This window comes from Marinitoga arctica, from assembly GCF_054657315.1.
In genome coordinates this window covers 1-6697 of record NZ_BAAHYY010000050.1, presented here as the reverse complement: position 1 = coordinate 6697, position 6697 = coordinate 1, and the positions used below count along the sequence as shown (strand labels likewise).

At 26.2% G+C, this 6697-nt stretch carries 7 protein-coding genes; 6 read left to right on the top strand and 1 reads right to left on the bottom strand.

What is annotated here, in order from left to right:
- Positions 1 to 38: 38 nt before the first annotated feature.
- A complete protein-coding gene (locus ACYQ44_RS10060) occupies positions 39 to 614 on the bottom strand; it encodes a YkvA family protein (protein WP_459997100.1) in 576 nt (191 codons plus the stop codon).
- A gap of 139 nt (positions 615 to 753) precedes the next feature.
- On the opposite strand from ACYQ44_RS10060, the gene ACYQ44_RS10055 reads away from it, so the two are divergent.
- The 6 genes from ACYQ44_RS10055 to pyrE are packed head-to-tail and all read left to right on the top strand — an operon-like array spanning position 754 to position 6452.
- Entirely contained in the window at positions 754 to 2346 is a 1593-nt protein-coding gene (locus ACYQ44_RS10055) for a bifunctional aspartate carbamoyltransferase catalytic subunit/aspartate carbamoyltransferase regulatory subunit (RefSeq protein ID WP_459997099.1), read from the top strand.
- 8 nt (positions 2347 to 2354) lie between these two features.
- The gene (locus ACYQ44_RS10050; RefSeq protein WP_459997097.1) at positions 2355 to 3548 is read left to right on the top strand and encodes a dihydroorotase; all 1194 of its coding nucleotides are present in this window, start codon (positions 2355 to 2357) and stop codon (positions 3546 to 3548) included.
- Positions 3545 to 4249 carry an iron-sulfur cluster-binding protein gene (locus ACYQ44_RS10045; RefSeq protein ID WP_459997095.1) on the top strand — a complete coding sequence of 235 codons (705 nt, stop codon included), beginning with the start codon at positions 3545 to 3547 and terminating at the stop codon, positions 4247 to 4249. Before ACYQ44_RS10050 ends, ACYQ44_RS10045 begins: the two co-directional genes overlap by 4 nt.
- Positions 4243 to 5145, top strand: coding sequence for a dihydroorotate dehydrogenase (locus ACYQ44_RS10040; protein WP_459997093.1), 903 nt, complete (start codon positions 4243 to 4245; stop codon positions 5143 to 5145). Before ACYQ44_RS10045 ends, ACYQ44_RS10040 begins: the two co-directional genes overlap by 7 nt.
- Positions 5135 to 5890: an orotidine-5'-phosphate decarboxylase gene (gene pyrF / locus ACYQ44_RS10035; RefSeq protein WP_459997091.1), complete on the top strand. Its 756-nt coding sequence runs from the start codon at positions 5135 to 5137 to the stop codon at positions 5888 to 5890. Before ACYQ44_RS10040 ends, pyrF begins: the two co-directional genes overlap by 11 nt.
- 1 nt (position 5891) lies before the next feature.
- Positions 5892 to 6452, top strand: a complete 561-nt coding sequence (gene pyrE / locus ACYQ44_RS10030; protein ID WP_459997089.1) for an orotate phosphoribosyltransferase — start codon at positions 5892 to 5894, stop codon at positions 6450 to 6452.
- Positions 6453 to 6697: the final 245 nt, after the last annotated feature.

Here is a 6697-nt window from a genome sequence, read left to right as displayed (position 1 = left end):
AAAAATCCCCAAACGGGGATTTTTTTGTTTTATATAACTTATTTAGTATATTTTTCTTTTAAAATTTTCGAAATCAATTTAGATATACTTTTAATATTTAGTTTTTCATAATTATTTTTTAAAAATTCTATTATTTCAGAAATATTATTTAATGTTTTTATATCACCTTTCCAATAAGCATATATTTTTTCTTTAGGTAATTCATTTAATAATATGCTTAAAAAATATAAACCTATGTATAGGTCGTCTATATACCCAATAGGTCCGATCAATGCTTCAGGAATTATGTCTAATGGCAGTATAATATAAGATAAAATTAACATGATTTTACCTTTATATTTTATATCAATTTCTTTATCTTTCATTAAATTTATAAAAAGGTAAAACAAGTTTGGTAATAAAAGCAAATACTCTTTAAATTTATTGTCTTTTCCTTCTTTTTTTGCCCATTGAGTTATTATTTTTTTTAATTTTACATAAAACTTTTCTTTTTCTTCAACATTTGAATTTTCTATACTTTCTTTTATAAACTTACTTTCATCAAATTTATATTCTTCCATTTTTTCACCTTTTTTGTTTTTTATAATTATACTTTTTCTTTTTAAATTTGTCAAATATAACTAAATATATTGATATATAACAATTCCACCCTATATATTGTATTATTAAATTTATCGTTACATTTTTTTAATTGATTTTCTTTTAATTTTTGTGTATGATTTTCGGGAATGAATTTTTTGGGAGGTGGGTAAATTGGAAAATTTATTATCTACAAAAAATGATTTTTTAGGTCGTTCTCTTAGTGTTATTAACGATTTTAGTGTTGATGAACAAATGTTTTTGTATAATCATACTAAACGTTTGAAAGCAAAATGGCTAAACAAGGAAGATTTGTCTGAATTTAAGATTAATAAAAATGTCGGTATTTACATTGTTTTTATTGAGCCAAGCACAAGAACCAAAGAATCCTTCATCAATGCTGCGAAATTCCACGAAAAAGCTAAAGTTACTATCTTCGATTCAAATCACTCCTCATTTAATAAGAAAGAAAGTTATGTTGATACATTTAATATGCTTACCGGTTATAGCGACTATTCTATTTTTGTTGTAAGATCAAAACTCGAAGGAACTTGTAAATTACTTTCTGAATCCGTTGGAAAATTTGCGCTTAGAAATAACCTTCCTATTCCTTCTTTTATTAATGCTGGTGACGGAAAACACGAACACCCCACTCAAGAACTCCTTGACGAATTCACCTTCCTTGAAAAAAATAACTTCGATAATTCCTTTATTCATATTGCACTTATTGGTGACTTGTTACACGGCAGAACTGTTCACTCAAAGGTTAACGGCTTAAAAATTTTTAAAAATGTAAAGGTTGATCTTATTGCCCCCGAAGAAATGTCAATGCCTTCCTATTATGTTGAAAAAATGAAAAACAATGGATTTGAAGTTAGATTATTTGATTCTATTGAAGATTATTTAAAACAAAGAGATATTGCAAAAATATGGTATTTCACAAGACTTCAGTTAGAAAGAATGGGAGAAGATATTTTAGAAAAAGAATTTATTTTAAGAAAAGCTGTTACTTTCAAAAAGGATTACCTTCAATTACTTCCTCAAGATGTTAAATTTTATCACCCTTTACCAAGACATAAAATCTACCCAACTATTCCTACCTTCTTAGATGATTTACCTTTAAATGGATGGGAAAAACAAGCTATAAATGGTTATTGGACAAGAATTATTTTACTATCAATGTTTGGTGGTGCTTTAAATGCAGATTTTGATACTAATCTAACAAAACATAAGGAAAAGGAAGAATTTATAATTAATGCGCCTATTATCAATGGCACAAAAGGTATTCAAAAAGAAGGTAAAAGAGGAATTAAACCTATAGAAAATGGAACTGTCATTGATCATATTGCTAAAGGGAAAACATCAGATGAAATTTACTCAACAATTATGAAAATAAGAAAAATAATGAAATTATTTGATATAGATAGTGCAGATGGGATTTTTAAATCGGAAAACGGGGAATTAAAGGGTTATATTAGCTTACCTGATAGATATTTTTCAAAAAAAGAAATAAAAAAATTATCTGCCATTTCACCAAATGTTACTGTAAATATTATTAAAAATTCGAGAGTTACTGAAAAATATAGGATAAAACTCCCACCAAAGGTTTATGGGTTTGATGAGTTGCAATGTAAAAATGAGAATTGCATTACAAATCCTATACATGGTGAAAATGTTAAAGGTTCATTTGTCAAAAATGAGCATGGCCAGCTTGTGTGTGAATATTGTGAAACTCCACATAATTATGATGAAATTTGGGATATATAGGTGAAATCATGAGTATATTAATAAAAAATGCTGAAATAATTTCACATAGCACAAATGGAATTTTTAATGTATATGTTGATAATAATAGAATAATTGAAATTTCAAAAAGCACTAAGAAGGCAAATAATATTATTGATGCTAAAGGATTAATTTTAGTCCCAGGAGTTATAGATATGCATACACATTTAAGAGAACCTGGTTTTGAGTATAAGGAAACAATAGAAACAGGATTAAGCGCCGCTGTCCATGGCGGCGTTACTACAATAGGAATTATGCCAAATACTAATCCTGCTATGGATAATTTAGAGATTATAAAATTTATTGAAAATAAAGCAAATAATGTTAATTTAGCAAAGATAATACCAATACCTTCTATAACCAAAAAGAGACAGGGTAATGTTTTGAATAATTTAAAATATCTTTCTGATAATGGATATTATTTTTTCTCAGATGATGGAAATCCTATATTTGATGATGAAATTATGTTTAATGCTTTAAAAACTGTTAAAGATTTTAATGGAATTATTATTAATCATTGTGAGGATAAGCGTTTTTTAAATATTCCTCTTTTTGAATCTCTTATGGTTGCACGAGATATAGAAATTGCAAAATACACAAAAGGACATTTGCATATAGCTCATATTTCTACAAAAAATACAGTTGATTTGATAAAATATGCCAAAAGAAATAAATTAAATGTTAGTTGCGAAGTGACGTTTCATCATTTACTTTTAAATAATAATGAAAAAAACACATTAAAAAAAATAAATCCTCCATTACCAAATGTTGAAACACAAAGATATTTAATTGAAAATCTTGATTATATAGATATTATAGTTAGTGATCATGCACCACATTCTTTAGATGAAAAAAATAAATCTTTTGATGAAGCTCCAAATGGTATTTCTGGATTAGATGTTTTTTTACCTGCTATATTTACTTTGGCTAAACAAGAAAATATTGATTTGAAATACTTAATTGAAAAGGTAACTTTTAATCCTTCTAAAATATTTAATTTAGATAATATAGGAGATATTAAAGAAGGGGTTTTTGCTGATTTATCTCTTGTTGATTCAAATCTCTTATGGGATAATATGATTTTTTCTAAAGGAAAAAATTTACCATATAATAAATTAAATGGACATGTTGTTTTAACATTAGTTAATGGTGACATTAAATATGGTGAGGTGAATTTTGAATGAAGGCTATTGTGAAAGTTATAAATAAAACTAATAATTATATATTGCTTACAGTAAAAACAGAAAAAATATTGAATATTGAACCTGGTCAGTTCGTCATGCTAAAGCTTAAACATTATGATTTTGGAAAACCATTTTCTGTTGTTTTTCAAGAAGGAAAAATAATAAAATTTTTAATTGCTGTTGTTGGAGAAATGACCAATGATATGAAACATTTAAAAAAAGAGGATGAATTAGATATTAGAGGAGCTTATGGTATTCCATTTATAGAAAAAATTGATCAAAATAAAAAATATATTTTATTAGGTGGAGATTGTGGGTCGGCGCCATTAATACATTTTTCAGAAAAATATCCTAATTTGGTTAAATATAAAATATATGGATTTGAAACATCAGAAATAAAGAAAATACTTAATATAGAAGGTTTACATATAGATAAAGAAACAAATATGAATTTAATTGAAAAATCAAATATTATCAATATAGACGAAAATGATGCATTTTTAGTATGCGGAAGTATGAATATGATTAAATCTGTACAAAATCATTTTAAAGATAAAAAAATATACGCTTCTTTGGAAGCAAGAATGGGATGTGGAATTGGTATATGTAAAGGATGCCCTATAAAAACTATAGATGGTATAAAGATGATATGTAAGGATGGCCCTATTTTTGATTTAAGCGAGGTGCAATTAGAATGGTAGAAATATGCGGTATTAATTTTAAAAATCCCATTATTATTTCATCTGGCCCTGGAGGAAATGGCAAGGAATTAGCAAAATATATCGATTTAAATAAACTTGGCGGATTCACAGCAAAAACTGTTACCCCTGATGAAAAAGATGGAAATCCTCCTCCAAGAATTGTCAATGTAAAATCTGGAATTATTAATTCAATAGGATTGCAAAATCCTGGTATAGAGAAATTTATAAGAAATGATTTACCTTTTTTAGAAGATTTAAATACTAATGTGATTTTAAGTATTGGTGGAGATAAAAAATCTGATTATTTAAAATTAATTGAACGCCTTAATAATTCATCAGCTGCTTTTTTTGAATTAAATTTGTCATGTCCAAATGTTGGAAAAAGTGGTATACCTTTAGGAATAGATGAGGTTGCTATTTTTGATTTAGTAAAAGAAGCTAAAAAAATTTCAAAAAAACCTATTTTTATAAAATTTGGTGTTGAGACTTTTCTAGAGGATTTGGTGAATACTGCTGTTAGAGGTGGTGCAGATGGTGTAACTTTAATTAATTCGCCAAAAGGTTTGAAAATAGATATAAATAAAAAGAAACCTATTTTAAAAAGGGCTATTGGTGGTTTTAGCGGTCCAGCCATAAAACCCATTGCTTTGGCTACTATTTTTAAAATACGAAAAGTATTTAAAGATTTACCTATTATTGGAATGGGTGGTGTATTTAAATTCGAAGATGCTTTAGAATTTATTATGGCTGGTGCTAATCTTGTAGGTGTTGGTGCTGGTGTGATGTCTGATCCTGAAATACCTACAAAAATTATTGATGAATTAGATAAATATTTTAAAAGAGAAAAATATGAAAATATTTTATCTTGTGCTGTGGAGGGATATTATGCTCAATAAATATATGAAAAGAAAAAATGATGTGAATTCAGTATTATTAGTAGGTCTTGATAGTGATATTAATAGAATTGATGGTGATGTTTTAGATTTTAATAAAAGAATTATTGATGAAACTTTTGATCTTGTTTGTGGTTATAAGATAAATATTGCTTTTTATGAAAAATTAGGGCCAAAAGGATTAGAGATCCTTGAAAAAACTATAGAATATATTAGGTATAATCCAGATATTCCTATTATATTAGATGCAAAAAGAGGAGATATTGGAAATACTGCAAAAGCATATGCTGAATACTATTTTAAGCGATTAAAGGTAGATTCTTTAACAATTAATCCTTTAATGGGTACTGATACATTAATACCATATTTTGAATATGATAATTCTCATGTGTTTGCTCTTGCTTTAACATCTAATAAAGGTGCTTATGATTTTGAAATTCCAGAAGAATTATATTTGAAAATTGCAAAAAAAATGAACGAATTAAATAAAAAATACAAAAATAAAATAGGTATAGTTGTAGGAGCTACAAATGCTGAATTCATTAAAAAAATAACTACTGTTTCAGATAATATGTTATTTTTAATTCCTGGTATAGGATCACAAGGTGGAAGCATTGGAGAATTGTTTAAAAACCTTGATGGGTATGATAATATTGTTATTAATGTTTCAAGAGCTATTATTTTTAACGAAAATCCCAGAAAAAAGACTATAGAATTTAATAACATTATTAACAAATGGAGGAGATAATATGGATATATTAAATCTTTTAAAGGAAACTAAAGCTATTTTAAACGGTCATTTTTTATTATCTTCAGGATTACATTCAGATACATATATTCAATGTGCTCAAGTATTAAAATATCCAAAATATGCTGAAATTTTAGGAAATTTATTATCAAAGAAATTCGATGAAAAACCTGATTATATTATATCTCCGGCTCTAGGGGGTATAATTATAGGGTATGAAGTTGCACGAGCTTTTAACATCCCTTTTTTATTTACAGAAAGAAATAAAGAAGGTAAAATGGAGTTAAGAAGGAACTTTTATATTGAGGAAAATAAAAATGTAGTTATTATAGAAGATGTTATTACTACTGGAAAATCTACATTAGAAGTAGTTGAATCTATTGAAAGTTTCAAACCAAATATTTTGGGATTTGGTTGTATTGTCAATAGAAGCAAAAAAGAGTTTTTAAATGGATATCCAATTAAAGCATTACTTGAGATAGAAGCTAGAACTTTTACATCTAATGAATGCCCTATGTGTAAAAATAATATAAAACTCGTAAAACCTGGAAGCAGAAAATAAAAAAATATCTAATTTTTAATTTTGTTAAAATTTTTACATATTATTAATAAAAAAGCTCCCTATTAATCTTGGGAGCTTAAATTTTTTACACATATTTTAATAAAATAATTGAACAAAGGTGTTTTATTTTTATATGCTAATAATTATTTATTATATTTTTTCTATTATATAATCCTCAATATTCCTCTTTTCTGAACTAATATTTATTCCTATTAGGTATATCTCATTTGTATTTTTTATATATT

Coding starts and splice junctions, on each gene's coding strand:
- ACYQ44_RS10050 (WP_459997097.1), top strand. CDS start 2,355: ATGAGTATATTAATAAAAAATGCTGAAATAATTTCACATAGCACAAAT.
- ACYQ44_RS10045 (WP_459997095.1), top strand. CDS start 3,545: ATGAAGGCTATTGTGAAAGTTATAAATAAAACTAATAATTATATATTG.
- ACYQ44_RS10040 (WP_459997093.1), top strand. CDS start 4,243: ATGGTAGAAATATGCGGTATTAATTTTAAAAATCCCATTATTATTTCA.
- pyrF (WP_459997091.1), top strand. CDS start 5,135: ATGCTCAATAAATATATGAAAAGAAAAAATGATGTGAATTCAGTATTA.
- pyrE (WP_459997089.1), top strand. CDS start 5,892: ATGGATATATTAAATCTTTTAAAGGAAACTAAAGCTATTTTAAACGGT.